This is a genomic window from gamma proteobacterium symbiont of Lampromicra miyakona (genome assembly GCF_059730895.1).
The window spans coordinates 253,419-277,656 of record NZ_AP035933.1; the positions used below are offsets into that span (position 1 = coordinate 253,419).

Annotated in this window: 19 protein-coding genes; 7 read left to right on the top strand and 12 right to left on the bottom strand. The window is 57.7% G+C overall.

The window, feature by feature from the left end:
- Nucleotides 1-18 precede the first annotated feature (18 nt).
- On the top strand, nucleotides 19-981 hold the full coding sequence (locus AC6I8P_RS20665) for a LysR family transcriptional regulator (RefSeq protein WP_021509484.1): 963 nt from the start codon (nucleotides 19-21) through the stop codon (nucleotides 979-981).
- Between the two features lie 25 nt (nucleotides 982-1,006).
- Here AC6I8P_RS20665 and AC6I8P_RS20670 read toward each other — a convergent pair whose 3' ends face one another.
- The 5 genes from AC6I8P_RS20670 to AC6I8P_RS20690 all read right to left on the bottom strand — a co-directional run bounded on the left by AC6I8P_RS20670 (nucleotide 1,007) and on the right by AC6I8P_RS20690 (nucleotide 6,174).
- Complete coding sequence (locus AC6I8P_RS20670; RefSeq protein ID WP_021509483.1) at nucleotides 1,007-1,312, bottom strand: YdgH/BhsA/McbA family protein; 306 nt, start codon at nucleotides 1,310-1,312, stop codon at nucleotides 1,007-1,009.
- Between the two features lie 294 nt (nucleotides 1,313-1,606).
- Nucleotides 1,607-3,475 carry a low affinity potassium transporter Kup gene (gene kup, locus AC6I8P_RS20675; RefSeq protein WP_238562298.1) on the bottom strand — a complete coding sequence of 623 codons (1,869 nt, stop codon included), beginning with the start codon at nucleotides 3,473-3,475 and terminating at the stop codon, nucleotides 1,607-1,609.
- A 590-nt stretch (nucleotides 3,476-4,065) separates the two neighbouring features.
- The gene (locus AC6I8P_RS20680) at nucleotides 4,066-4,866 is read right to left on the bottom strand and encodes a MetQ/NlpA family ABC transporter substrate-binding protein (protein ID WP_021509481.1); all 801 of its coding nucleotides are present in this window, start codon (nucleotides 4,864-4,866) and stop codon (nucleotides 4,066-4,068) included.
- Between the two features lie 114 nt (nucleotides 4,867-4,980).
- Nucleotides 4,981-5,784 carry an MBL fold metallo-hydrolase gene (locus tag AC6I8P_RS20685; protein ID WP_498031313.1) on the bottom strand — a complete coding sequence of 268 codons (804 nt, stop codon included), beginning with the start codon at nucleotides 5,782-5,784 and terminating at the stop codon, nucleotides 4,981-4,983.
- A 48-nt stretch (nucleotides 5,785-5,832) separates the two neighbouring features.
- A complete protein-coding gene (locus AC6I8P_RS20690) occupies nucleotides 5,833-6,174 on the bottom strand; it encodes a gamma-glutamylcyclotransferase family protein (protein WP_498031314.1) in 342 nt (113 codons plus the stop codon).
- Nucleotides 6,175-6,388: 214 nt separating this feature from the next.
- On the opposite strand from AC6I8P_RS20690, the gene AC6I8P_RS20695 reads away from it, so the two are divergent.
- Nucleotides 6,389-7,408: an MBL fold metallo-hydrolase gene (locus AC6I8P_RS20695; protein WP_498031315.1), complete on the top strand. Its 1,020-nt coding sequence runs from the start codon at nucleotides 6,389-6,391 to the stop codon at nucleotides 7,406-7,408.
- Between the two features lie 42 nt (nucleotides 7,409-7,450).
- On the opposite strand, the gene AC6I8P_RS20700 is transcribed toward AC6I8P_RS20695, so the two are convergent.
- Both AC6I8P_RS20700 and AC6I8P_RS20705 read right to left on the bottom strand, forming a co-directional pair.
- Complete coding sequence (locus AC6I8P_RS20700) at nucleotides 7,451-7,987, bottom strand: RNA polymerase sigma factor (protein WP_260641167.1); 537 nt, start codon at nucleotides 7,985-7,987, stop codon at nucleotides 7,451-7,453.
- Between the two features lie 5 nt (nucleotides 7,988-7,992).
- Complete coding sequence (locus tag AC6I8P_RS20705) at nucleotides 7,993-8,439, bottom strand: hypothetical protein (protein WP_498031316.1); 447 nt, start codon at nucleotides 8,437-8,439, stop codon at nucleotides 7,993-7,995.
- A gap of 173 nt (nucleotides 8,440-8,612) precedes the next feature.
- On the opposite strand from AC6I8P_RS20705, the gene AC6I8P_RS20710 reads away from it, so the two are divergent.
- Nucleotides 8,613-9,197 (top strand): TetR/AcrR family transcriptional regulator, encoded by a 585-nt coding sequence (locus AC6I8P_RS20710; RefSeq protein ID WP_498031317.1) that lies wholly within the window; start codon nucleotides 8,613-8,615, stop codon nucleotides 9,195-9,197.
- Between the two features lie 10 nt (nucleotides 9,198-9,207).
- Here AC6I8P_RS20710 and AC6I8P_RS20715 read toward each other — a convergent pair whose 3' ends face one another.
- Together AC6I8P_RS20715 and AC6I8P_RS20720 are read right to left on the bottom strand one after the other, a co-directional pair.
- Complete coding sequence (locus AC6I8P_RS20715) at nucleotides 9,208-12,714, bottom strand: response regulator (RefSeq protein WP_498031318.1); 3,507 nt, start codon at nucleotides 12,712-12,714, stop codon at nucleotides 9,208-9,210.
- Nucleotides 12,714-13,337, bottom strand: coding sequence for a response regulator (locus AC6I8P_RS20720; RefSeq protein ID WP_125310970.1), 624 nt, complete (start codon nucleotides 13,335-13,337; stop codon nucleotides 12,714-12,716). Before AC6I8P_RS20720 ends, AC6I8P_RS20715 begins: the two co-directional genes overlap by 1 nt.
- Nucleotides 13,338-13,797: 460 nt before the next feature.
- Between AC6I8P_RS20720 and AC6I8P_RS20725 the strand changes: the two genes are divergently transcribed.
- The 4 genes from AC6I8P_RS20725 (at nucleotide 13,798) to AC6I8P_RS20740 (ending at nucleotide 21,761) form a co-directional block, all read left to right on the top strand.
- The gene (locus AC6I8P_RS20725; RefSeq protein ID WP_238562302.1) at nucleotides 13,798-14,136 is read left to right on the top strand and encodes a hypothetical protein; all 339 of its coding nucleotides are present in this window, start codon (nucleotides 13,798-13,800) and stop codon (nucleotides 14,134-14,136) included.
- A gap of 18 nt (nucleotides 14,137-14,154) precedes the next feature.
- Entirely contained in the window at nucleotides 14,155-17,460 is a 3,306-nt protein-coding gene (locus AC6I8P_RS20730; protein ID WP_498031319.1) for an autotransporter outer membrane beta-barrel domain-containing protein, read from the top strand.
- 355 nt (nucleotides 17,461-17,815) lie between these two features.
- The gene (locus tag AC6I8P_RS20735) at nucleotides 17,816-21,262 is read left to right on the top strand and encodes an autotransporter outer membrane beta-barrel domain-containing protein (protein ID WP_498031320.1); all 3,447 of its coding nucleotides are present in this window, start codon (nucleotides 17,816-17,818) and stop codon (nucleotides 21,260-21,262) included.
- Nucleotides 21,263-21,335: 73 nt separating this feature from the next.
- Nucleotides 21,336-21,761 carry a thiol-disulfide oxidoreductase DCC family protein gene (locus AC6I8P_RS20740; RefSeq protein WP_058758774.1) on the top strand — a complete coding sequence of 142 codons (426 nt, stop codon included), beginning with the start codon at nucleotides 21,336-21,338 and terminating at the stop codon, nucleotides 21,759-21,761.
- Here AC6I8P_RS20740 and arsC read toward each other — a convergent pair.
- The 3 genes from arsC to AC6I8P_RS20755 form a co-directional block, all read right to left on the bottom strand.
- The gene (gene arsC / locus AC6I8P_RS20745) at nucleotides 21,758-22,186 is read right to left on the bottom strand and encodes an arsenate reductase (glutaredoxin) (RefSeq protein ID WP_498031321.1); all 429 of its coding nucleotides are present in this window, start codon (nucleotides 22,184-22,186) and stop codon (nucleotides 21,758-21,760) included. The genes AC6I8P_RS20740 and arsC overlap by 4 nt on opposite strands.
- A gap of 17 nt (nucleotides 22,187-22,203) precedes the next feature.
- Nucleotides 22,204-23,487: an arsenic transporter gene (locus tag AC6I8P_RS20750; protein WP_125310976.1), complete on the bottom strand. Its 1,284-nt coding sequence runs from the start codon at nucleotides 23,485-23,487 to the stop codon at nucleotides 22,204-22,206.
- A 69-nt stretch (nucleotides 23,488-23,556) separates the two neighbouring features.
- Nucleotides 23,557-23,910, bottom strand: coding sequence for a metalloregulator ArsR/SmtB family transcription factor (locus AC6I8P_RS20755; protein ID WP_021509466.1), 354 nt, complete (start codon nucleotides 23,908-23,910; stop codon nucleotides 23,557-23,559).
- Nucleotides 23,911-24,238: the final 328 nt, after the last annotated feature.

Below are 24,238 nucleotides of genomic sequence, written 5' to 3' on the forward strand. Positions count from 1 at the left end.
CACTCACCATGTGCTGTTATGAAAATACTGCTTGCCGGAAAAAGTTATCAGAAGCCGTTACAGGGTTGGCCGTCGATTGAAGACCTGTACGTGTTTATCAGCGTGGCGCGGCATGACGGTTTCGGCCGCGCGGCGATTGAGCTGGGTCAGTCACCGTCTTACATCAGTAAACGCATCGCCATTCTGGAAAAACAGCTGGAGACGCGGCTGTTTTTCCGCACTAACCGCGTGATGCGCCTGACGCCGGAAGGTGAAAAAGCGCTTGAGGGCGCGCTGCAGGTAGTGCAGGAAATGGATGGCTTTCTCAATAATTTCCGTCAGTGGCGCGGCGAGCTGACCGGGGAAATTACCGTCGGCTGCTCGTTTGGTTTCGGTCAGGACTATTTGTCAGATGCGGTTTCGGCATTTATTCACCAGCATCCGTCGCTGAATATTAAACTGATGCTAAGCGATCGGGCATTCGACCTGCTACAGAGCGGCACGGATGTGGAAATCTGCGTTGGCGATGATCTCAATCCTTCCTATATTGCCCGCCGGCTGATTGCTAACCGGCGCATTTTATGTGCCGCGCCGGCGTATTTATCCCGCGCCGGTATGCCAGCCTCGCTGGATGCGTTAATTCATCACAGCTGTCTGATCATTAATGAGCGCGATAATTCATTTGGTAACTGGGCACTGACCAATGGCGAGCAGCAGGTGTTGTGTCGCCTGAACAGCCATTACTCTTCCAATAGCGGCAAGGTGATTCTGCACTGGGCGTTGCAGGGGCATGGTATTGCGCTGCGTTCAGCGTGGGATGTGGCGCCGTATCTGGCGACGGGCGAGCTGGTGGCGGTATTACCGCAGTGGTATCAGGAAGCCAATATCTGGGCGGTGTATACGCAACGCGCCGCAGAATCGCAGCGTATTAAAGTTTTTCTCGATTTTCTCGCCGCCTATTTTAATGAAAAAAGCCTGCCAGAAATGACGGGCAGGCCATAAACAGAAAAACGCGTTAATCCCGGCATCAGCCGTAAGCCACCTTGTCATTGATGTGATACAGCGTGGCAGTGGCCGCCATCACATGCTGGCCGTCGTGGCCCGGCTCATGTGATTCAACGTCGGTAATATGATAACCGACGGCGCCGGCCGCCTGGGCTTTTTTCACAATGGCGTCTGTTAACTCTTCCATTGACGTGGCCCAGCTTACGGAGGTGACACCCGCCGGATGGATTGAGGATAATTCGCGGTGCGTCAAATCGGCGCGAATTAAAACCGGTTTAACATTTTGCGGCGTAAAAATGGAAATCACATCGTTAATTAACGCTTTCATGGTCTTACTCCTCAAAAATAACAACAGAGCCGGAAGTGAATTAACCGATCCTGAGATCGTTGTTTATTGGTTTATACATTCCGGCAAAGCGCACGGTGAATCATCATGCCGGTAGGGTTAATAAACACCTTTTGAGGTTATGCGTTTTAGCTTTAATTGCTAATCAGATGTTAAGAAAAGTTCCGCCACAACTCCGGTAATGTTTCGCTAATATTTTTTCATCTGCTTACATTTGCCATCAAAAAAGTCGGTGCGTCATATGCGGGCAAATCCAGCCATCCGTGGCCCTGCAGCTTAAAATTCGCGCTGGCCGCCCAGTTCGATCACCCGGTTGGGCGGAATATGAAATTGCTCATGGGCGCGCAGCGCGTTGCGCTGGCAGAAGTGAAAAATCCCGCCGCGCACCCGCGCCAGACCGCGGCGTTTTTTCATCACCAGCGTATCGTGCGCGGTAAAAAATGACGCTTCATTCACCGTGCAGCCAAAACCTTCCAGTCCACACAGATGCAGAATCTCGGCCATCGACGGCACTTCACGCCAGCCGTAAGCGGCAGTGACCTGCCAGAACGACGGCGACAATTGCGTAATGCTGATGCGCTGCTGGTTATAGACGCGCGGCGTATCAGTGGTGCGGATATGCAACAGCACCACGCGGCGGTGCAGCACGCGGTTATGCTTGAGGTTGTGCAACAGCGCCTGGGGAATTTCAAACTCTTTACGCGCGAGGAAGATGGCGGTGCCCTCGACGCGGTTCGGCGGATTGCTCTCCAGCGATTTTACCAGTGCCAGCAGGCCATCCTGGTCGTTATTCAGACGACGAATCAGGCGGTTACGCTCGCTGCTCCAGATCAGCATCAATCCCATCATGGTCAGCGCCAGCAGCACCGGCACCCAGCCGCCGGACAGCAGTTTCATCAGGTTGGCGATGAACAGCGGCACGTCGACCACCAGCATACACAGCAGGAACAGCAGCGCCAGCGGCAGCGGCCAGCGCCAGTTGCGCAGTGCCACCACGCCCGCGAGGCAGGCGGTGATTACCATGGTACCGGTCACCACAATGCCGTAAGCCGAGGACAACGCGGACGACTGACGGAAAGCCAGCACAATCAGCATCACGGCGGTGAACAGCAGCCAGTTCACCACCGGAATGTAAATCTGCCCGGACTCGGTATGCGAGGTGAAAATGATGCGCATCGGCGGTAAAAAGCCCTGGCGAATGGCCTGATGCGTCAGGGTATAGACGCCGGAAATCACCGCCTGCGCCGCGATGACCGTGGCCAGCGTTGACAGCACAATGAGTGGAATCTGCGCCCAGCCGGGAGCCAGATTAAAGAACGGATTGTTCAGCGCCTGCGCATCGGCGATCACCAGCGCGCCCTGGCCGAAGTAATTCAGTATCAGCGCCGGCATGGCGATCACCAGCCAGGCGAGACGAATGGGTGCTTTGCCCAGGTGGCCCATATCCGCATACAGCGCTTCCGCGCCGGTCACCGCCAGCACCACCATGCCCATCGCCGCGAGCGAGAGCGCTTTGTGGCTGAGCAGGAAGGTCAGCGCATAGGACGGACTGAGCGCGTGCAGCACTTCCGGGTTGAGCAGAATACCGCGTATGCCAAGTGCGCCGATGGCCACAAACCAGACAAACATCACCGGGCCAAACACCCGGCTGACCTTTTCCGTGCCGTGTTTCTGAATAATGAACAGCATCGCGAGAATGGTGAGCGCCAGCGGCACCACATATTTTTCCAGCCCGGGCGAGACGACCTGAATCCCTTCAATGGCCGACAGCACCGAGATGGCCGGGGTGATCACGCCATCACCGTAGAAAAATGCGCCGCCAATCAGACCGGCCAGCACGATGATATGCCCGGCTTTGCGGCCAACGTTGCGGCGTGCCAGTGACATCAGGGTGAGAATACCGCCTTCGCCGTCGTGGTCGGCGCGCATCACGAAGCAGACATATTTCAGCGTGACGATGAGCGTCAGTGCCCAGAAGATCAGCGACAGAAAGCCCATCACCGCCAGCGCCGACGGCGCGCCGTCCGGCAAAATCGACAGGCATTCTTTCAGTGTATACAGCGGGCTGGTACCGATATCACCAAACACGATGCCGGCGGCGGCCAGCATGCCAGCAGGCAGAGACTGTTTCTCTGATTGACTCATACATTTCCTGTTTTTTCAGGGAGAAAGGGCGAGCGCCATCAACCGCACTGGCGTGTCGCAATCACCCACTTTTATGCTGGCGAAGATAGCGTTTCAGCGGCGTAATCGGTAGGGGTTGGCGTTTTTTTGTACGCGATTTTTATACCAATCGACCAAATTTTTACGCCATTTTTACACCGCTGCGGCTTTTTCAACCTGAAGTGTAGACGATTCAGACAGCAGCAGAAGCGGGCTGGCTGGCAGAAAATGGGATGGGGGAGCGCAGATAGCGAGATGATTAAAAATGCAGGAAATAGCGATGCTAAGACTTTGTACCAAAAATTATATCCGTACCCTCCGACCGCACAATATGTAGCGGCGCGATTTATCGCGCTAAGTTAAACATTTCACAGTTGCCGGAATGCGCAATGAATTGCGCCGCTACGATCCGTGCGGCATTGTATTTCGGCACCACCATCCTGCACACATAGTAGCGGCGCGATTTATCGCGCGTTTTAAATGACCGCACCGCTGTAGGTAGCGCAATAAATTGCGCCGCTACGATGGGTGCGGTAATCCTGTTCCTGCCTGCATCAACAGGCAGGTAATCCTTACCAACCCTTAATAATATCGCCTTTATAAATCTCGTTGGCTTTATCCAGCACCGGCTGGGACTGGAACGCTTCTTTCAGCTTCTGCACGTTCGGGCTGTCTTTATTATCTTCGCGCGCCACAATCGCATTCACGTACGGCGACGCTTTGCCTTCCATAAACATCCCGTCACGCGAGGCGGATAAATTCACCAGCGCGGCAAAGTTATTATTAATGATCGACAGATAAACCTGCGGATCGTCCAGCGTGCGCGCCAGCTGTGGCGTATCCACTTCCACAATCTTCAGCTTTTTCGGGTTATCGGTAATGTCCAGCGTGGTCGGCAGCAGACCGGCTTCGGGTTTCACCTTCAGCAGGCCCTGCGCCTGCAACAGCAGCAGGCTACGCCCCAGAGTGGTCGCTTCGTTAGACACGGTCACGGTAGCGCCATCCGGCAGATCCTGCAGTGATTTAATCTTGCGTGAATAACCGGCAATCGGGAACACGAAGGTATTGGTCACGACGGCAAATTTATATCCGCGCTCTTTGGACTGCATCTCCAGATAAGGCAGGCTCTGGAACGCATTGGCGTCCACATCTTTATTGAACAGCGCTTCGTTCGGCTGTACGTAATCGTTAAACGCCACCACATCAACATCGAGCTGATATTTATCGTGTGCCACCTGCTTCACGGTCTGCCACAGCGCCTCATCCGGTCCGGTATTGATCGCCACTTTGATTTTGTTGTCGTTGTGGTTGTCACAGGCGCTGAGCAGGGTGACAGAGGCCGCCAGCAGGGCGGTAAGCCATGTTTTTTTCATTGTTTGCAGGTTTCCTTATGTTTGCAGGAAACCGACTATAGTATACGTCCAGACGTCTGTACATCCGTGCGCGGTGCGATCGCCTGGTATTTATCCAGCGCGGCTGTGTAAGCGCTACGGCTGTGGATGTTGCAGACAGGCCAGATAGCGACGGCCCGACTGCTGTACTGCCTCATCGGCACGCGCGAGAATTTCGCGGCCGGCAAACGCGCCGTACAGGCGCGTAAACTTCACGCCCTGCAACCGCTGCAGCATGGCCGTCACCGTGGCGCCGGCCAGCGGTAACATATTGGGATAGCTCCACATAAACGAAACTGCACTGGCACCGGGCGTTACCTGCAAAATATCGCCGCTCAGCAGCACGCCGCCATCATGCTCCCAGTGCAGCACCGTGCCGCCGGCAAAGTGGCCGCCCAGACGTAACAGCCGCACGCCCGGCAGCAGATCACAGCTGTCGCCGTGCCAGGGCTGCAGACGGGGCGATGCGCGCATGATCCACTCGCTGTCGCTGGCGTGCAAATACACCGGCGCGTCGAACGCGTCGGCCCAGTCCTGCATGGTGCTGTAATAGTGGGGATGGGAGATGGCGATGGCGTGCAGGCCGCCGAGCGCACGCAGCAGCGTGACGGTGGCGTCATCCAGATGCGCGATGCAATCCCACAGGATATTGCCGTGCGGCGTTTGCAGCACAAAGGCGCGCTGGTTGATGGCAAAATCCGGTACGGTTTGCAGGCTGAGCAGCCCGGGCTCCAGCTGTTGCCACTGGTTTTGATGCGAGGCGCGCAGCGCAGACTGATCGATCCACTGCTGCCCGCCGTGCGGCACAAACTGGCGTTCATCCTGACAAATGCGACACTGCGTAAGGGCAGGTTGCTGCTGCTGATAAGACGTGCCGCAGGCGGTACAAATGGTGATCATGTCTTCTCCTCACAGTCTGGTGAGGATCAGTGTAGGCAAGGTACGAGGTTAGCGCGCGATGTCCTGCTGTGGTTGCAGCTGATAAATCCACGCCGTCCGCTGCTGGCCGTCGGTCGTGGTGACCTCAACCGGCACCCGGTCGTAGCCATCTTCAAACTCATCCAGCATCGGCCAGTGCAGCGCCAGCCGCTCCGAGATGAACAGATAACCTGGCACGCGCGCGCCGTGCTCATCAAGTACGATGCCGGGAAAATCGGCGGCCGCGCCCCAGCCGTTAGCATAGTAAGTGCCGGCGACCGTCCCTGCCAGCCACTCACCGCCGATGTTTTCCAGGATATGCGCATTGCACTGGCCCGGCTGCAGCGTGCCGTAAACGAAAAGCGTGTTCATTTTCCCTCGTAAAATCATGCAAAAGCGTTACTTTACCTGCCTGCTGCCGCCCTGTCATCCGCCAAAGGAAGGCCACACCGGCAGTGAAATTCTGCGTTACCGGCTGTGCGATGGCTCGTAATGTGAGGACGCGCGCGGCTTAAAACGGTTAACGTAGCCGCAGATGTTTACCGCTGCTGCCAGCCAGCTTTCTCTTTTTCGAGGTATCCGCGCTATGTTGAAGGGTTCCAGCCTCTGCCGGGGTGCAATCAGGGAGTATCCGCACTCCGCTCAGTTTGATGGCAAAAAGTTTCGCAATGTCCAGCCGCGTCAGTCGCTAAGCTTTGGCGACTACCGCAAAATGCTGTGGGATTTCCTGTTCAATAAACCGAAAGACACCCAGCCACCTGCCGCGCTGCCGGTGCAGCCCATCACGGCCGCCGCGCTGGCACAGGCCGCGCCCAACAGCGTCTTTCGCCTTGGCCACTCTTCGCTGTTGCTGAAGCTCAATGGCCAGTTCTGGCTGACCGATCCGGTATTCGCCGAGCGCGCCTCGCCCTTTAAGCGACTGGGACCAAAGCGCTTTCAGCCAGCGCCGATTGCCGTGGCCGATCTGCCGCCGATCGAAGGCATTATTTTGTCGCACGACCATTACGATCATCTCGATTACCACACCATCATGCAGCTGAAAGATCGGGTGAAGCACTTCCTCACGCCGCTCGGCGTCGGCGATTTGCTGATTAAGTGGGGCGTTGCGCCAGAGAAAGTCATCCAGCTCGACTGGTGGCAGTCGCGGGATATCGGCGGCATCCATTTTGTCGCGACGCCGTCGCAGCACTTTTCCGGACGTGGCTTGTTCGACAGCAACAAACGGTTGTGGTGTTCGTGGACGCTGATTTCTGACCAGTTCCGCCTGTTTTTTGGCGGTGACTCCGGTTACTTCGACGGTTTCAAAGCGATTGGCCGGAAATACGGTCCGTTTGATGCGGCGTTTCTGGAAAACGGCGCTTACGATGCGCGCTGGGCCGACATTCATATGCTGCCGCAGGACACGCTGCGCGCGTTTCAGGACCTCAACGCGCGCTGGCTGTTTCCGATTCACAACGCGGCTTTTGATTTAGCTTTTCACCGCTGGGACGATCCGTTTACCCAAATCGTCCAGCTGGCGGCGGAGCATCAGGTTGCACTGTGTCTGCCGATGCTGGGCGAGGGCGTCGATCTGTTACAGCCGCAGCCCACCGCGGCCTGGTGGTAAAGCACGCAACCCGATGGCCGTTTGGCTATCGGGTTGCGCAGGTCAGGCCGTGAGTTCGTCGTACAGGCTGCGCAGCCGGGTGCGCAGAAACAGAACCGCTTTATGTTTGCGCGAAAGCAGCGCCTGTACGCTGTCGCCGCTTTCGGCGGCCAGATCCTGATAGCTGAAGCCGAGCAGCTCGGTTTTTTCAAATACCTCGCGCTGCGCAGCAGGCAGTTCCGCGAGCGCATCGTCCAGCTCTTCCCACAGCAGCGTCTTCAGATACTCATCCTCCGGCGTCTGCGCCACGCCAAACAGCGTTTCGGCAATTTCATCCTCGGGAAAATCCTCGTCTCCGGCGGCGTTGAACAGCGAGAGCTCGCGTTTTTTTCGTGACCGATCGGTGATCTCGTTGCGCGCGGCGCGAAACAGCCAGGCGCTGACGTTCTCCACCGGCTGTTCCACCTGCAGCAGTTTCCAGCTGATCTCCTGCAGAATATCTTCGGCCTCATCGTGCCGCTCGCTGCGGCCGCGAATAAAGGCGCTGAGCTTAGTGCGGCAGGCGGCGAGGGCCGTCAGCAGCCGCGAATCCTGCGCCATGCCGTTTACTCTGCATCCGGGGATTTGGCGGTCGCATCGTCCGCGGGCGGGCGCGGATCGTCACGCTGGCTGCGGCGATCGTGCCAGTCACAGCGTCCGCCATGATGACCACGGCCGCCAAACCGCTCGCGCCGCTGCTGCATAAAGGCTTCACGCTGCTCCGGCGTCATCTGCATCCAGCGTTCATGCATGCGGCGACGCGCCATGCCAAACATACCGGGATGGAAGCCCAGCCCGCCGAACAGGATGCGACACAGCACCAGCAGTCCCAGCGCCTGCCAGAAGCCAATACTTTTTACGCCGGTCAGTTCCGGCAGCAGCGCATTCCACAGCGACATCACCAGCAGGCCAAGGGCAGCAAACAGCACCACGCCGAGCAGCAGCGGTTTCGCCATGCGGTGATGACCAAAGTGGTGACCACGGGGATGCTGATGCCTGTCAAAATCTCTCATTGGGGTTCCTCATTACGGTGACAAACAGGGTTGGTGATGAGGTAGACGAATCAGCGATGAAATTATTGCTGAAAAAATAAAAAAAGTGCGCGCTGCACGCCAGGCCGCTGGCTTGACTTCTTCTCTGCCTGCCAGTAGGTTGACCGATCTCTTTTGTTCTACCGGATTGCGTTATGACTGCCCGTTCCTCTAAAGCCCGCGAAATCATGGCCTGCACCCGCCAGTTGCTCACCGCCGGCGGCTATAAAAGCTTTAGCTATGCCGATATTGCCGCCCAGGTGGATATCCGCAAAGCCAGCATTCACCACCATTTTCCCGGCAAAGCCGATTTGGTGAAAGCGGTGGTGGAGGAATATCGTGCTGAGGCGCAGGCGGGCATGCAGGCGATGGATGAACAGATCAACGATCCGCTGAACGAAGTGAAAGCCTACGTCGATTACTGGGCGCACTGCATTAAAGAGGGAACTTCACCTTTCTGCATCTGCGCGATGCTGGCGGCGGAAATGCCCACGCTGCCGCCGGATGTTGCCACGGAAGTCAGCGGCCACTTCAGCGATCTCTCCGGCTGGTTAGCGCGCCAGCTGAGCAAAGGCGTCGCCAGCGGCGTTTTCCAGCTCAGCGACAGCGCCGAAAACGAAGCCAAAACGCTGATGGCCAGCGTGCACGGCGCGATGCTGGCGGCGCGGGCATTTAATAATGCCGGGATGTTTGAGCAGATTACTCATCCGCTGCTGCATAAGCTGATCAAAACCGCCTGACGGCGCACAATCAGTGCGCGCCGGCCTGGGCGGGTGTGGTTTGCTGACGCAACGAGGCTTCCATCCTGTCCACCAGCGTTAGCGCTTCACGCAAATGCAGCAGGATAATTTCCCTGTCTTCCTGCATTTCCGCCAGCTCTTCCAGCATTTCGCACTGCTCCGTCAGCTGACGGATGCCGGTGACGCGCAGCGATCCGGTGATGCGATGAAACAGGCTGGCGGCAGTGGCGAGATCGCCGCTTTGCACCACGTCAATCGCCTGCGTCAGATCGGTGCGTGCTTCATTAATCACGATGTCGAGAAAATCCGCGATCGCGCCGGGGCTGTTGGGCATATATTTCTCGATTTCGGCGATATCCACCCAGTCAGAAAAATCATCACCGACCGACAACGCGCTGGCGCTGTGAATCTGGCTCAGAATCGTGGTTAACTGCGCCAGCTTAACCGGCCGGAACACGCATTCGTTCATGCCCGCTTCGAGACAGCGCTGACGCTCCGACTGCTGCGCGTTGGCGGTGATACCGATGATGTAGGTGTGCTTATCTTCCCGGCGGATGTTGCGCGTCATATCCAGGCCATTAATCACCGGCATGTTGCAATCGGTAATGATCACATCCGGCTTCTGCTGCCGCCACTGCGCCAGGCCTTCTTCACCGTTGTTCGCTTCGCGGAAACTATGACCTAACAGCGTCAGCTGACGCGAAATCAGCAGGCGGTTGGCCGGATGATCGTCAATGATCAGCACATTCAGCGCGACCTGCGGCGCAGCGGGCAACGGTTCCGCGACCGGAGACGGCAGCGGGGTAGCGATATCACGCACGCTGACCGGCACGGCGACGTTGAGCACGGTGCCGACGCCGGGTTCGCTCTCCAGAGAAATGCTGCCGCCCATCAGGCGGGTGATCTCCTGGCAGATAAACAGGCCTAGCCCGGTGCCGGCGTTATCCGACAGGCCCGCCTGTTCGAACGGGCGGAACAGCGCATTTTGCGCTGCTTTATCGATGCCGCGTCCGGTATCGGCCACCTGAATTCGCAGCTCGGTATGGCTCTCCAGCGGCGTCAGACCCACCGTAACCTTCACTTCACCCTGATCGGTGAACTTGACGGCGTTACCCACCAGGTTAGACAGCACCTGGCGTACGCGGCTGGCATCGCAAAACAGATCGTCATCGCCGACCGGCAGCATCAGGTTCAGGTTGATGCCTTTCTGCCGCGCCAGGCCGTCAAAGGCACAGATCACCGGGCGCACCAGCGCATGCAGGCTAACCCACTGCGGCTGCAGCGTCATGCGTCCCGACTCAATCTTCGCCATATCGAGAATGTCGCCGACGATATCCATCAGGCTGACCGCCGCTTCGTGCGCCACGCGAATCAGTTCGGTATCGGCGCGGCCTTCCTGCGTCTGCAGTTCCAGCAGGCCAATCACTGCGCTGAGCGGCGTGCGAATTTCATGGCTCATGGTGGCGAGGAAGTCGCTTTTGCTCTGGCTGGCCAGCTCGGTGGCTTCGCGTGCCAGCGAAAGATCTTCCAGCAATTGCAGGTAGTCGGTGACATCCTGCCAGCCGCAAATCAGCCCGCCGCTGCCGACTTCATCGCCGGTGTACGACGTCATCCAGTGGCGGATATGGCGCTTCTGCCGCCCGTCATCAATAACAAATTCCGCCTCTTCCGGAATGTCGCCGGGCTGGATGTTTTTGTCGATCTGCTGCCACACGTGATACAGCGGATGGCGACAGTCATACAGCGAATAACCCAGATGGGTTTGCTCTTCCGGGGTGAAAAACTGGGTAAACGCCGGATTGGTGTGCACGATCATCCCATCCAGCGACGCCACATAAAACGGCCGCGGCGGACCATTGATCAGACGATCGCGCAGCTGAATTTCCTGGCGCAGCAGCGCTTTGGTGCGGCGCGTGCGTTTGACCTGCCGCATCAGCAACACTGCCCAGACAAAGGTGACGGCGATGATGGTGGCTGCGCCCAGCGCGCCGACATAAAACTCTTTGCGGTACAGCTTCCAGGTGTCGAAATGCGCGGCGGGCGTGGCCTGCCAGTGGGTTAATACATCGGTCATCATGCCGGCCGGAATCGCGGCCAGCGCTTTGTTCATGATGTCCTGCAGTTCCGGTTCGCTGCGGCTGACGCCAAAAGCGATAGCTGCTTCCTGCGCCGGTTTCAGCTCGGTTAAGCGCAGTTTGCCGGGATACAGGCCTTCAGAGAGGTAGCGCGCGCCCACCAGCGTATTAATGGTGGCGTCGGTTTGCCCATCCGCCACCCACTGCATCGCCAGGCTGGGATTGCCAACATAATCCACTGACACATCAGGATATTTTCTCAGAAACCAGTGGGAGGCATCCTGCTCGCGCACCAGCGCGGCGCGTTTTGGCGGCGCATCCTGCGCGGCCGTGTTGGTCACCAGCACTTCCGGCGTGAACATAAATGGTGTGGTCATCAAAAACTCACGACTGCGCTGCTGACTCCAGATCAGCGGTGCAGCAATCGTGACATCGCCGCGTTTCATCCGCGCGGTAAGATCGCGACTGTCGCTGATTTCAACAAAGTTGAAGCTCAGTCCGGTGCGCATTTCAATCAGGTTGAGCAACTCCGGCACGATGCCGGTGATTTCGCCCTGCGCGTTTTTAATAAAGAATGGTGCGACCAGGTCCGTGACCGCCATGTTGATTTGGTTGTGCGTCTGCAGCCAGGCCTGCTCGGTGGGCGTCAGTGCCAGCGGCGTGGTGACAAAACGCGTGATATTAGCGATATCCCAGCGTGCGGCAATGATCTCACCGGCCGCGTGGCGCTGCAGGGCGTCAAATGCAATGCGCATCGCCCGCGCCAGCACGTGTTCTTTGCTGTTGACCACAAAGCGATACGGCGAACTGAGATCGGGCAGAATGTGATCGATGGTTAGCGTATTCAGATAGTTGCGTTCAATCAGGTAATAGGCTTCCACCGCCGGCACATCGGCATAGGGCAGGGTGCCCATCGCGACCTGCGGCAGCTGGCTGTAAGGAGATGTTATCGCCGGGCCGGGTAAAAACTCCTGACCGGCCAGCGGGTTACTGCTGCTGCGCACCACCCGAACCGGACTGGCTTTCAGCGCGGTTACGCTGATGGTGTCGTTAACATGCGCCGGCACCGCCTCACCGGCCGGCACAAATATCATATCCAGCTCTTCGCGCGCCAGCGCGGCAAAGGCTTCGGGCGCGGTGTCGTAATGTTTGACGCGAAAACTGATACCCAGGCTGTGCAGCGCAGCGTAAGCCGCATCGGGAATGTAGCCAAACACTCTTCCTTCAGGATTGGTGCGCAGCATCGGTGGCCGATCCGGCCCATAGATGCCAATCACGCTGTCGCGCTTTTGCCCCAGCCAGTGCCAGTCGCTGTCATTGAGCATCGGCGCGGGCATCGTCGGCAAATCGTTAGGCTGATAATTAAGCTGCTGCACCGCCGCGCGCAGTGGGGCGACCAGCAGCAGCGCGCAGCACAGCGCATACAGGAAAAAAAGTCGCATCAGTTAATCTGGTTCCGGCGGGTGAAATCGAGTAAATCCTTTTGATTTTTCAGCGATAACTTCTCCATCAGTCTGGCTTTATAGGTGCTGACCGTTTTATTGCTGAGCTTCATGCGGTTGGCGATTTTGACGATCTCGGTGCCTTCACCGAGGTAGCGCAGCACTTCGTATTCACGGTGCGACAGCAGCAGCAGCTTGTCGCTGTCCTGGACCAGCTGATCGCCCTCCGCCTGATGACTCAGGCGCAGCGGAAAATAGCCGTAGCCGGAAAGCACCGCGTCGACGGCGTGGGCCAGATCATTGAGATTGTTCTTTTTACTGATAAAGCCATTGGCACCGGCTTTTTTGCTCTCATAAGCATAAAACTCAGCGTTTTTCCCGCTCATCACAATCACCGGGATTAACGATCCGGCGGTGCGAAGGTTCTTAACCGCTTCAATACCGCCAATGCCGGGCAGATCAATATCAATAATTGCCGCATCAGCGCTCTGTTCTTTGACCAGGCTAAATATATTGTCGCCGTCGCCAGCCTCTGCTGAAACACGATGTCCGGCATTTTCCAGCACCAGCCGTATCGCCACGCGCACAATAGGATGATCATCAACAATAACAAAGTTAGCCATACGCACTGCCTTTCTCTTAATTAATCTGAGCACGCTCGTTCAAAAGCACACTTATATAACGGCATCTTAATCAACTCAAGACCATTCTGTTTGCAGGTGTTTATTTTTAAATGTAGTCCATAACTTACAGCTGATTACTGACTGTCTTATTTACAATATTAAAATCTCGCCTGCGACTTTTCTGCTTAGCATAAAGATTATTCACTAAGGATAAACGGCGCGAGTTTATTAAACTTAAGTGCTGAAGATTAAAGGTTCGTAAGTTTTTAAAAAGTTAACATAGCATCTGAGGGCGAAAAAAATTAGTTATTAAATAACAGTGGTTTACCGTAACTCTTTGAATGGTTGATGTTATGGGTAAGTTATGAGATCTGCGCCAGGTGAATTATTTGATAAATAAATTAGTCGTTGTTGTTGTATTTAGGTGATAAACCAGACATGCAGTAATTCGGGTAAATGAATGAACGCTGAATTAACCATGCTGCATTGCGGGTTGCAATGGGAGATGTGGCGTTTATTCTCTGCGCACTCAGGTTGCGCGGAAGCATTGTTTTTGAGTTATTTAAATTTCAAGGTGAGCAAACCTGTAGTCCTCAGCCTACAGCGTAACCTGATGGTTTTTATTTGTCTGGCGATTGGTTTTGAGACAGGTCTTAAAGAGGTCAAGACCTGTCTCAACGTTAGAATTCAGCCCAATCCCGTAGCTTTAATTATTTTGCGGTATCAGGTGGAGGAGAAAATTCTTATCGCATCGCCGCCGTTTAAACCGTTAGGTCGTATCCGTCCGGGTTCGACATAATCAGAATCAGGAAAAAGCATGAACAAAAATTATCGTGTTATCTGGAATTATGCCCAGCAATGTTATGTCGTGGCCTCGGAACTGGCGCGCGGCAAAGTGAAGTCTTCCTGCTCTGGTGCAGCGACAAATAAATCATCACTGATTATTGGCGCGCTGGGCTCGGCGCTGCTGCTGGCCGGTTCACCGGCGGCGCTGGCCTCTTCTCATGGCGCAATGGTAAACGGCCCTGAGGATAAGCTGGAACTGAGCAACCAGACGCTGCAGGCGACCGGTAACGATCGTTATGGGCTGCTGGTGCAGAATGGCGGGCAGGCCAGCGCCACGGATGTCATCGTGCTCAATGGTGGCAATAACGGCTACGGTGTATTCTCCACCCTTGCGTCTTCTGCGATTGAGATGACACGCGGCAGCGTGCAAACCACGGGCGATGGCGGCTACGGTGTGGTCGCCAGCCGGACTGGCACTTTAAAACTCGATGGCACCCGCGTGGAAACCACCGGAAAAACCGCCTACGGCGCCTACGCTTCTTCGGCCGGTATCATTAACAGCCAGAACGCAGACTATATAACGCACGGCGACAGTGCCTATGGTGTTTATTCGCGCGCTGCGGGTTCGCTGATCGATATCACAGGCGGCAGCGTCACCACCAGTGGCACCAAGGCTTATGGTTTGGTGGCGGGTTCCGGCGGCAGCCTGACTGCGGATGGCGTAAATGTGGTCACCCATGGCGACCAGTCCTTTGGTGTTTTTGCTAACCTGGCCGGGACAGAAGTTACGCTGGCAGGTGGAGCAGTGACGACCAGCGGTACCAACGCCTACGGTCTGGCAGCGATTTCCGGTGGCAAACTCAACGCCAGCGGCGTGCAGGTTGCGACCAGCGGGCAGGATGCCCACGGTCTGTACGTCGCTGGCTCGGGGACGATGACCGCCTCAGATGCCCACGTCAGCACCTCTGGCCGGAATGCACATGGCGGCTACGCCAGCGGCGAGGGCTCTGTGCTCAACGTGGACAATAGTACATTTGTGGTTACTGGCGCCGGTGCTAATGGCCTGCTTGCAGATCCAAAATCGACGCTGAATGCGTCGAACTCTGAAATAGAAGTTACCGGCAGTGGTTCAGGCGTGGCCGCCAATGGTTCCGGAACGGTGCTGAGTCTCTCTGACAGCCGGATAAAAGTCGGTCAGCAGGGCGGATATGCAGCGTTTAGCTATGACAACAGTACTATAAATCTGAAGAACGTAGATATTGTCACTGATGCAAACAATTCAGCGCTGTTATCAGCATTTTCAGGCGATATCAATGCCGAAAATGTTTCTGTACAGGCACGCAGCGGTGGTTTCGGAATTCTGGTGCAGGATGGAAGTACATTCACCGGGCAGAATATCACCATTGATAAAAGTGGTATCGATAAAGATGGCTTTAACGCCGCGCTCAACATCCAGAATGTGTATAACCCGGACCTAATCAATTACCTTAATCTGGCTGATTCGAATATTAATATTACAGGCGAAAATGCCACCGGCATTCTTTCTCAGAGCCAGGCCATGCTGGCGGACACTAAACTCGCCAATACCCGCGTCACCGCCACCGGCGGCACCGCCGTCAATGTGCTGACCGGCACCAGCATGAACATCGACGCTAATAATTCGGTGCTGAGCGGCAGCACGCTGCTGAAAACCGGCTATAACACAGCAGAAGGTTCAACCGCCGGGTCAGTGGTACTGAACGGCAGCAACCACTCGCTGTTCATCGGTGACGTGGACATCGACCGCAGCCAGACGCAGGACAGCCAGACCAACCTGAGCGGCAGCTCGGTGTGGACCGGTGCGTCATCCGGCCTCAATACGCTGACGCTGAACGACAACAGCCAGTGGAACATCATGGACAACAGCAGCGTGGATGCGCTGACCGCGAACAACAGCGTGATCAACGTGGCGCACAATACCGCGAACTTCACGGTGCTGACCGTCAACGGCAACTACACGGCGGACAATGCCACGCTGGTGATGAACGCGGCGCTGGGCGGCGACACCTCGGCCACCGACCGGCTGCACGTGCTGGGCGACGTCAATGGCAACACCGACGTGGTGGTGAACAACGCCGGCGGCAGCGGCGCGCAGACCATTCAGGGCCTGCAACTGATTCAGGTGGACGGCGCGACCAACGGCGAATTCCGTCAGAAAGGGCGTATTGTCGCCGGTGCCTATGACTACAACCTGGTAAAAGGCGCGGATCAGCACGGCTGGTATCTGGTGAGCGACAAAAACGGCAGCGAAACCGATCCGGTTAACACCGATCCGGTGACCGCACCGGGCGAAGGCACCGGCGGTGACATCATCGCGCCGCCGGCGGAGCTGCACAATATGATCGTGCGCCCGGAAGCGGCGAGCTACAGCGCCAACCTCGCGGCGGCCAACACGCTGTTCGCCACCAGCATGGACGATCGCCCGGGCGTCACGCAGTACACGGACGCGAACGGCCGGCAGCAGCACACCCGCCTGTGGCTGCGCAACAGCGGCGGTCACAACCATCAGAAAGACAGCAGCGGCCAGCTGAAAACCGACACCAACCGCTACGCTATCCAGCTGGGCGGTGACCTGGCAACCGGCACGCTGCACGGCGCGGACAGCCTGCGCCTCGGCGCGATGGCCGGCTACGGCAACGCGCAGAGCAAATCGCGCTCGGCGGTGAGCGGCTATCAGTCGCGCGGTCAGGTGCACGGCTACAACCTGGGCATTTACGGCACCTGGCAGCAGAACGCGGCGGCGCGCAGCGGCGCGTTTATCGACAGCACGCTGAGCTACGGCTGGTTCGACAACAGCATCAAGGGCGAGGACATCGGCGAGGAGTCCTACAAGTCGAAGGGCATCCTGGCGTCGCTCGCCGGCGGCTACAGCGCCGAAGTGGCGACGCTCTCCGAGTCGACCGGCTTCTGGCTGCGTCCGCAGGCGATGCTGAACTGGCAGGGCGTGAAGGGCGATGACCTGACGGAAGGCAATGGCACCCGCGTACGCGGCACCGGTGAAAATAACCTGCAGAGCCACGTCGGCGTGCGCGCCTCACTGCGCTCCGGGCTGGAGCAGGGGCGCAGCGTGGAGCCGTACGTCGAGGCCAGCTGGGTGCACAACACCCGCGCGCTGGGCACCTCAATGAACGGCGTTACCATCCATCAGGCCGGCACGCGCAACGCCGGTGAGCTGAAGCTGGGCGTCGATGCCACGCTGAATGCCAACGTCAACCTGTGGGGCGGCGTAGCGCAGCAGCTGAGCAGCCACAGCTACAGCGACACCAGCGCCATCGCCGGCGTGAAGGTCAGCTTCTGATGCTCAACGGCTCCCGCAACGGGGGCCGTTTTTTTATGCCCGCCCGCGTTCTCCGCTTTTGTTTACTGCTCACCTGACGTGTTAACACAGAATTAATTGATCTGGAACATAGCGCGGCGACTTACTTTTTGTAGTCCTGCGACTACAGCCGTATGCCGGTGCTCTCATATTCACCCTTCCGCGATTTTGCGAATATTTTCCCATCAGCCGCTCTGGCAGAGATTAATTAAGGCCGGTAAGACAGCGCATCACCGTAAATAGCGTGATGGCTGTGTATTCCGCGCCTGCCCGTTAATAACCGCTTATTCCGCTTATTGCCGGAAGGGATTGCTTTAACCTGAATCAGGAAAAGAATATGAACAAGAGCTATCGCGTTATCTGGAATTATGCCCTGCAATGTTATGTCGTCACCTCGGAACTGGCGCGCGGCAAAGTCAAATCATCCTGCTCCGGTAAAGCGGCGAATAAATCAGCACTGATCGGCGGCGCGCTGGGCTCGGCGCTGCTGCTGGCCGGTTCACCGGCGGCGCTGGCGGCCAACGGTGCCACCATCAGCGATCCGGCGCAGCCGGTTGAACTGAATAATCAGACGCTGCAGGCGACCGGTGACAAAGCTTATGGACTACTGGTGCAGAATGGCGGCAAGGCAAGCGCCACCGACGTGACGGTGCTGAATGCCGGCACCAGCGGCTACGGTGTGTTTTCCACCGTCGGCGCTGCCTCTGCGGAGATGACGCGCGGCAACGTGACCACTACCGGTACCGGCGGCTACGGCGTCGTGGCCAGCCTGACCGGCGCTGTGAAGACCAACGGCACAAAGGTGGAAACTTCCGGCCAGACCGCCCACGCCGCGTATGCCTCTTCAGCAGGTATCATCAACAGCACTGACACCGACTATGTCACTCACGGCGACGGCGCGTATGGTGCTTATTCGCGCGCGGCGGGTTCGCTGATCGATTTAACCGGCGGCAGCGTTACTACCGACGGTACCAGGGCCTACGGTCTGGTGGCGGGATCTGGCGGCCTACTCAATGCCAGTGATGTGCAGGTGAACACCAGCGGCGACCAGTCTTATGCTGTGATGGTCGCTGACAAAGGTAGTGAACTGACGATGACGGGCGGCAACGTGACCACGACCGGGATGAAAGCCTACGGCCTGGCCGCGGGTTCCGGCAGCAAGCTCAGTGCCAGCGGCGTACGGGTGAGAACCAGCGGTGACCAGTCGAATGGCGTGACCGCTAACAATACCGGTACTAAAGTGAACCTGGAGAACAGTACGTTCACAACCGCCGGAGCCAGCGCGATTGGTCTGTATGCCGGCAGCGCTTCAGCTTTAAACGCCAGCAATGTGCAGGTTAGCACCAATGGCGACCATGCTTATGGTGTATATACCGCGAGCGGCGCACATCTTGATGTTTCAGGAGCAGAAATCACGACCTCCGGCCAAAATGCTGATGCTGTCTATGTAAGCGGTGAGGGTTCGCAGTTAAATATCGATAACACGACCATAGCTGCCAGTGGTGGCGGAGCCAATGGTCTTAAAGCTGATGGGAAATCAACGCTTACTGCCGCTAACACTAATATTACAGTCACTGGCAGCGGCTCAGGTATCTCTGCGTCCGCAGACGGTACAGAACTGAACCTGACAGACAGCCGCATTGAGATGGGGCATGAAGCCGGATATGTAGCTTATGTCACGTACGGCAGCATTGCTAATCTCAGGAATGTTGAGATTGTTACTGATGCTAGTAAATCAGCGCTGCTTACCGCATTTTCTGCCACGACCAATGCGAGCGATGTTTCCGTAGTGGCTCGCGGCGGTGGCTATGGCATCCTTGTACAGGATGGCAGCACATTCACGGGAAATAACATCACTATTAATAAAAGCGGTATCGATGCCGAAAGGTATAACGCCGCTATCAGCTTGCAGAATAATTATATTTTTGATTTAACCAATGCCTTGTCATTAACTAATTCAAATATCAGGGTTTCCGGCGAGAATGCTACAGGTATTCTCTCCCCGACGCAGGCCACGCTGGCGGATATTAAACTGGCGAATACCGCTATCACCGCCACCGGCGGCACCGCCGTCAACGTGCTGACCGGCACCAGCATGAACATCGACGCCGACAACTCGGTGCTGAGCGGCAGCACGCTGCTGAAAACCGGCTATAACACCGCACAAGGTTCAACCGCCGGCTCGGTGGTACTGAACGGCAGCAACCGCTCGCTGTTTGAAGGCAACGTAGACATTGACCGCAGCCAGACCACCGACAGCCAGATCAACCTGAGCGGCAGCTCGGCGTGGACCGGTGCGTCATCCGGCCTGCACACGCTGACGCTCAGCGACAACAGCCAGTGGAACATCACCGGCAACAGCAGCGTCGACGCGCTGAGCGCCAGCAACAGTACGCTGAACTTCACCCACGACGGCGCCGGCTTCAGCACCCTGACGGTCAACGGTAACTACAGCGGCGACAACAGCACGCTGGTGATGAACGCGGCGCTGGGCGACGACCACTCCGCCAGCGATAAACTGCACATCCTCGGCGACAGCAGCGGCAGCACCGACGTGGTGGTCAACAACGCCGGCGGCAGCGGCGCGCAGACTATCCAGGGCCTGAACATCATTCAGGTGGACGGCGCTAACAACGGCGAGTTCCGTCAGAAAGGGCGTATTGTCGCCGGTGCCTATGACTACAACCTGGTGAAGGGCGCGGATCAGCACGGCTGGTATCTGGTGAGTGACAAAAACGGCAGCGAGCCCGATCCGGTGGTGACGCCGGGCGAGGGCGAAGGCGGCCAGATCGTCGAGCCACCGGTAAATCAGCACAACATGATCGTGCGTCCGGAAGCGGCGAGCTACAGCGCCAACCTGGCGGCGGCCAACACGCTGTTTACCACCAGCATGGACGACCGTCCGGCGGAAACCTTCTACACCGACGTGAACGGCCAGCGGCAGAGCACGCGCCTGTGGCTGCACAACAGCGCCGGCCACAGCCGGGTGAAAGACAGCAGCGGTCAGCTGAAGTCCGACACCAACCGCTACGCCATCCAGCTGGGCGGCGACGTGGCGAGTGGCACGCTGACCGGCAGCGACAGCCTGCGCCTCGGCGCGATGGCCGGCTACGGCAACGCGCAGAGCAAATCGCGCTCGGCGGTAAGCGGCTACCAGTCCAGAGGCCAGGTGAACGGCTACAGCCTGGGCGTTTACGGCAGCTGGCTACAGAACGCAGCGGAGCAGAGCGGCGCGTTCGTCGACAGCTCACTGAGCTACGGCTGGTTTAACAACAGCGTGAAGGGCGACGACATCGGCCAGCAGTCGTATAAATCCAAAGGCATCAGCGCGTCGCTGGCCGGCGGCTACCGCGCCGAAGTGGCAACGCTGAGCGACAGCACCAGCCTGTGGCTGCGTCCGCAGGCGCAGCTGAACTGGCAGGGCGTGAAGGCGGACGACGTGAAAGAGCAGAACGGCAGCCGCGTGCAGGCCACCGGCCAGGACAACCTGCAGAGCCGCCTCGGCGTGCGCGCCTCGCTGCGCACGCTGCTGGACCCGCAGGCGCAGAGCGCCATCGAGCCGTACGCCGAGGCCAACTGGCTGCACAACAGCAGGGCGTTCGGCACCGCGCTGAACGGCGTGAACATCCAGCAGGCGGGCACGCGTAACGCCGCCGAGGTGAAGCTGGGCGTGGACGCGCGGCTGAACGCGAACGTCAATCTGTGGGGCGGCGTGGCGCAGCAGCTGGGCAATCACAGCTACAGCGACACCAGCGCGGTGGCGGGCGTTAAAGTCAGCTTCTGATAAGTGACATATAATAGAACCGGTGGGGCGTGTCGCCTCACCGGTTTTTTTGTATCTGCAATGCGGAGGTAAGGTGTCATCATCCGTACAACCCGAGTCCGGCCAGCCGATCATTCTTTATGATGGACAATGCAAGCTGTGTAATGCCTGGGTGATTTTTCTGCTGCGCCACCGCTTGCCGCGCGATTATCACTTTGCGGCGATCCAGAGCGAGCGCGGCAAACAGCTGCTGCAGCGCGCCGGATTACCGCACGATAACATCCGCACTATCGTGTTACTGCGCGATGGGCAGCACTGGCTGCGCGCGCAGGCCATCTGTCGCATTATGTACTCGCTGCCCTGGCCGTGGCGCGCCTGTGGCGTTCTGCGTTATCTGCCGGACGGGCTCACTAACCTGATCTACAACCTGATTGCCCGCAATCGCTATCGCCTGTTTGGCCGTTATGACCAGGTACACGCGATTGAAGCAGATTATCCCGGACGATTTCTGACCGACTAAAGACTGACGCGCCGGCCCTGCGCATCAATCACCACCTCACCATCCTCTTTAGTAAACGGACCGCGCTGCGCATCGGGCAGGATATCCAGCACCTGCTCAGAAGGACGGCACAGACGCGTTCCCAGTGGCGTCACCACAATCGGGCGGTTGATGAGAATCGGCTGCGCCAGCATGGCATCCAGCAGTTGCTCATCGCTCAGCGTTTCACGTACGGGCCCCAGCGCCTGCCAGGCGTCGGTGTTTTGACGCACCAGCGCGCGCAGACCAATCCCCATGGCGTCGATCAATTGCTGCAGCGTTTCACGCGTGGGTGGCGTAACCAGATAAAGCACAATGGTGGGCTCGACGCCGCTGTCGCGAATCAGTGCCAGCGTATTGCGCGAGGTGCCGCAGTCCGGGTTGTGATAGATCGTAATATTAGTCATTGTCAGTCTCTTCACGGTCAGAGGGAAAGGCGCAGCGCCAGAGCTGCCAGCGTCACGGCCAGCACCGGTAACGTCAGGGTGATGCCGACGCGAAAATAGTAGCCCCAGCTGATGCGAATCTCTTTTTGCGCCAGTACGTGCAGCCATAGCAGCGTTGCCAGACTGCCAATCGGAGTGATTTTCGGACCCAGATCGCAGCCGATAATGTTGGCGTAAATCATCGCCTCGCGCACTACGCCCTGCGCCGTGCTGGCATCAATCGCCAGGGCGCCCACCAGCACCGTCGGCATATTATTCATGATGGAGGAGAGCAGGGCGCTGAAGAAGCCGGTGGCAAACGTTGCGCCCCACAGGCCAGTGGAAGAAAAATCGTTGAGCAAGCCGGTGAGCCAGACGGTCAGCCCGGCGTTGCGCAAACCATACACCACCAGGTACATGCCGAGCGAAAACACCACAATCTGCCACGGAGCGCTGCGCAGCACTTTACGCGTGTCAATCACCTGACCCCGCCGCGCCACCAGCCACAGTATCAGTGCGCCTGCGGCGGCCACGGCACTCACCGGCACGCCCAGCGGCTCAAGGGCAAAAAAGCCGACCAGCAACAAGAGCAGCACCAGCCATCCCGCGCGGAAAGTAGCTCGATCCCGAATCGCCGCTGCAGGCGACGTCAGCCGGACGCGATCATAGCTGAGCGGTAGCTCTTTGCGGAAAAACAGATGCAGCATCAGCAATGTCGCCAGTACTGCCGCGAGCGTGACCGGCACCATCACTGAGGCGTAATCGCCAAAGCCGAGCCGGAAATAGTCGGCCGAGGCGATGTTAACCAGATTGGATACCACCAGCGGCAGACTGGCGGTATCGGCGATAAACCCGGCCGCCATGACAAACGCCAGCGTGGCCCCCCGGCTGAAACCCAGCGCCAGCAGCATCGCGATCACGATAGGCGTCAGAATCAGTGCGGCGCCGTCATTGGCAAACAGCGCGGCGACTGCGGCACCCAGCAGGATAATAAAGGAGAACAATTTTTTACCGCTGCCACCGCCCCAGCGCGCCACGTGCAGCGCCGCCCAGGCAAAAAAGCCGGCCTCATCAAGCAGTAGGCTAATGATGATCACCGCAATAAAGGTGGCGGTGGCGTTCCAGACAATCTGCCACACCGCCGGGATATCGCCGGGATGCACCACGCCCGTCAGCAGCGCCAGAAGCGCGCCGGCGCTGGCGCTCCAGCCAATGCCCAGCCCGCGCGGTTGCCAGATCACCAGCAGTAAAGTAATGGCGAAAATAGTCCCTGCCAGTAACATGTTTCCTCCGGAAAGTCAGGTTGTGTTCGTATCATATATGGTAAATCGAATATGTAAGGGTAAAATTTTTTACAGACACACCGCCCGGCCATCGGTGGTCAGCTGGTCGCGCTGCACCGGCAGCAGCAGGGCATGGATCGCATCGCGCTGACATTGCCATGCCTGTTCGATCACCGTCGCTGCCCACACCGGCATATGCGGCGAAAGGCGATAGTGGATCCACTTGCCGTCACGACGATCGCTCAGCAAACCGCTGTTGCGTAACAGCGCCAGATGGCGGGAAATCTTCGGCTGCGGTAGTTGCAGGATGGCAGACAGCTCGCACACGCACAGCTCCTGGCGTTCTTTCAGCAGCAGCACCAGCGTCAGACGCGTCTCGTCGGAAAGGTTTTTAAACAGCTGCAGTGGCGTTAGCGGCGACATAATACCTCCTGGATGGAAAGCCGATAGTGTGGTGCGGCGACGTGATGAAGTCAACTACATATGCGAAAAAAGAGATGTGTTAATCCTGTGATGCGCCAGGCGCACGGTGGGCGGCTTGAAGCTGGTCACAAATCTGTATTGTAGTGCCGGCGGGCCTGAGCGAAGTAAAAACGGGTCTGGCTTTGTTAACTCATTGTTAATATTGAGGACAGCCCATTGCCGGCAGTGATTAATGCGTCAGATGCATCACGCCATGCGTTTATTGCGCTTATTAACCTTAACGTTCTGATCCAGTCTTCCGAAGCAGGCGCGATTGATAACAGCGCCA